Source organism: Vibrio makurazakiensis, from assembly GCF_050337375.1.
Taxonomy (GTDB): Bacteria; Pseudomonadota; Gammaproteobacteria; order Enterobacterales; family Vibrionaceae; genus Vibrio; species Vibrio makurazakiensis.
This window is the reverse complement of the sequence record NZ_JAKJSW010000343.1, coordinates 1-2,963: the sequence shown is the minus strand read 5'-3', so window position 1 is coordinate 2,963 and position 2,963 is coordinate 1. Positions and strand designations below refer to the sequence as shown.

Genomic DNA, 2,963 nt, shown 5'->3' with positions numbered 1-2,963 from the left:
GCGTATTACTAAGTAGAAGTTCGACAAGTGAGTCGGCATTATTCTCAAAGCCTTTTACAAAGAAATCGAGGTTATCGAGGTCAAGGTGGCTGAAATGAACATCAGGATCGCCTGTACTAAGAGATAATTGAATCACGGCTGTACTTTGGTGCGCAGTTCTAGGGCGATTAAAGTTAAACGGTGTACTTAAAGCTTTGATCTCTAATAATGAGAAAGGAGAAACTTTCAATTCATCGGCAGTACGAAACAAGCACTCTTGTTTATCACTAGACCCAGAAAACAATGAGCCTTTAGGTAAAGTACACGCTTCTATAGCGTCATCATCACTTTGAAGTTCAAGGTAAGCGACACTCGGCACGGTTTGAATGTAAGAGGGGTAGAGCACCCCTAGCACGCCTTCAATAACTTCAGGTAGCTGCTCGGAAAGTCGTTTCTCTACATTTGCATTAAGTAATGCTACGCCATCTAATAAACGAGCTAAGCTTGGGTCATCTATCTTGCCCTGATTGATTTTTAGTTGTTCAGCATGGGCTGGGTATTCTTGTCCAAATTGGCCTAACGATCGGCGTACGAAAGCCAGTTCTTGTTCAAAATAGCGCGCGATGGGATCAGTCATAGCTATCCTCTTCTAATGATGTTGCAAGATTACTCAAGGCTATTTTTGAATCGAAAATAAGTTCTTGATCCCCATGAACTGTTTTGACCTTAGCGATAATATTGAAAGAAAGAGAGTTATCACCTTCTTTTCGGTCGTTCAATTCAATGGCGATCTGGTTAAGTCTTGGCTCGAAATTTTTAATCCAAGTTTCAATTCGAACAGCCAATTGAGTTCTATCTAATGTGGCACTTAAAAGCTGAATATCTTCAATGCCGAATTTCAGATTGGAGCGGTTCACTTCAACAAGTCGATCATCAATATCGGTTAAAGAGGCTTCAGCTTCTAAAAGCTTAGTTAAATGGAATTTGATGTCTTCGATTTCTACATCTTGATAAGGTTTAGAGTCGCTAACAAATGCTTGCCAAAAGCTCATTATGCAACCTCATCTAAGTCAGTAGTCAGCACGACTTCACCGCTGAAGTGGTCGAACTGATATTGAGGTACAATACGTAAAGTACAGAAGAAGCTTCCTGCTTGAGATGGCGACTCCGTAACTGAAATTTTGGCAAAGCTAAGTGGGTATTTAGAAAGTGTTTCTTCGTTAGCAAAAGAGACATTACTAGAAAACTTTTCAATCCATTGCGTTAGGTATAACTCACACTCGGCAGCACTACTGAAGCTACCGATCATCTCTCTCACTTGAACTTTTAAGTTATGCGCAATTCGACATGACATAAGAGTCGTTTGAATTTGAGTTAAGACTTTATCGTTGTCGTTCTCACCGCACTGCCAAATCGAGTTGTTACCGTTAAAGTAATATTTGTTGGTTAGTGGACTCTTGGTTAATGGAATGAAGCCAGATTGAGCGTAAAAGTTGGATATCTGGCCGAACAAGGCCACATCAACCACGGGTTGGTCGAGGTAACCGTTAAAGTAATGGTTACGTGGTAAGTTAACCACAGCACCTTGCAGTTTGTCGTTCCAACGTGATTTTAAGAAACCGAACCAATTGACGCGTTGGAATTCACGTGCAATCGTTGAAACAAAGGCGATATTGGCTGGCCCCCAAGTTCCTTGGCCTTGCTCATTGTAAATAAAGCCAGCTTTCTTATTTTGATAAGCTTCACGTACTCGTACTTGTGGAAATGCCATGCCAATAAACCTTGAGCTAGGTTTATTTCTCAAGTCTTGCCATGCTTGGAAGTCAGGGCCACTCAAGATTTTATTGATACGGTCAGTATCTGAAACCCAGTCAGCACCACTTTCTCCAAAGAATTTAGAATCAGGAGAGAAGAGCATAGGGCATAGCGTTGTTTCACCAAGCTTACCCAGTAACTCTAAGGTGAATAGGTCATCGTAATCGGAGTCGAACTCGATATCCATGGAAATAGGGTGGGAGAAGGCAATGCACCCAAAAGGCTGTCCGCCTAAAGTGTTGAGTTCATTGTTACCAATCTTGTTATATAAGCTACTCGTCTTGATTGAATAAGCTTGGTTTACATCGCTTGATATCTCATTCCAACTCATGTCTAACAACTTAATATGAGTTCGTTGATAACTGATTGGTAGCGAGGAGAGTTGTTTTAAGCCAAGCCAGTTGCGCTCAAGCTTTTGAAACTCTCCGTCGTGGAGAATTTCATCTAGCTGTTTGCTTAGCGAAGTATCTATCTCGGCAATAAGCTTTGAGATAAGCGAAATCAAAGAAGCTTTACTGTTTAGAGCGCTTTCGTCGAGCTCAGACAACAAAGATAAGGCTTCTTTGAGAAAAGCATTATCTTTGTTGTCTAGAGAGTTGAATTCGTTTTGCCAATCTGTATTTAACTTCATACAAATAATAGTGGCCGGATTTCTCCGGCCAACTCCTTATTAACCTGGGATTTTAGCAACCATTCGAACTGAAGTAGTCAGTTCTTCTAGTTGTAACCAAGGTCTCAGGTGAGCAACCGCTGAGTAAGCGCCTGGTTTACCTGGTTGTTCGACAACTTCAATGCGTGACTCACAAAGTGGAGTTTTTGCACGTTGCTCGTTACCAATAGCACCAGCATTGGTGTATTGATCAATCCAAAGTTGAAGATCACGTTTGATGTCTGGAGCTTCAAGGTTTGAGCCCAGCTTGTCTCGACCCATTACCTTCAGGTAGTGAGCAATACGGCTACTTGCCATGATGTAAGGCAAGCGTGCAGAGATTGCGGCATTTGCTGTCGCATCTGGATCTGTGAATGTCTTAGGCTTTTGAGTCGTTTGACCACCAATAAATACACCGTAGTTGGAGTTTTTATAGTGAACTAACGGAAGGAAACCAAGGTCAGAAAGCTCTTTTTCGCGTTCGTCTGTTAGGTTTACTTCTGTAGGACATTGCTGAAGT

4 protein-coding genes are annotated in these 2,963 nt (G+C 41.7%); all 4 read right to left on the bottom strand.

From position 1 onward, the window contains the following. Window positions 1–616 (bottom strand): type VI secretion system baseplate subunit TssF (locus tag L4C33_RS21145; protein ID WP_428814362.1); only part of this gene is annotated, 616 nt, incomplete at its 3' end. After that, window positions 609–1,031 carry a type VI secretion system baseplate subunit TssE gene (tssE, locus tag L4C33_RS21140; protein WP_428814361.1) on the bottom strand — a complete coding sequence of 141 codons (423 nt, stop codon included), beginning with the start codon at window positions 1,029–1,031 and terminating at the stop codon, window positions 609–611. The genes L4C33_RS21145 and tssE, both read right to left, overlap by 8 nt. After that, entirely contained in the window at window positions 1,031–2,425 is a 1,395-nt protein-coding gene (locus tag L4C33_RS21135; RefSeq protein ID WP_428814360.1) for a type VI secretion system contractile sheath domain-containing protein, read from the bottom strand. Before L4C33_RS21135 ends, tssE begins: the two co-directional genes overlap by 1 nt. A gap of 39 nt (window positions 2,426–2,464) precedes the next feature. Continuing rightward, window positions 2,465–2,963, bottom strand: a 499-nt coding sequence (locus L4C33_RS21130; protein ID WP_428814359.1) for a type VI secretion system contractile sheath domain-containing protein, incomplete at its 5' end; no start/stop codon positions are given.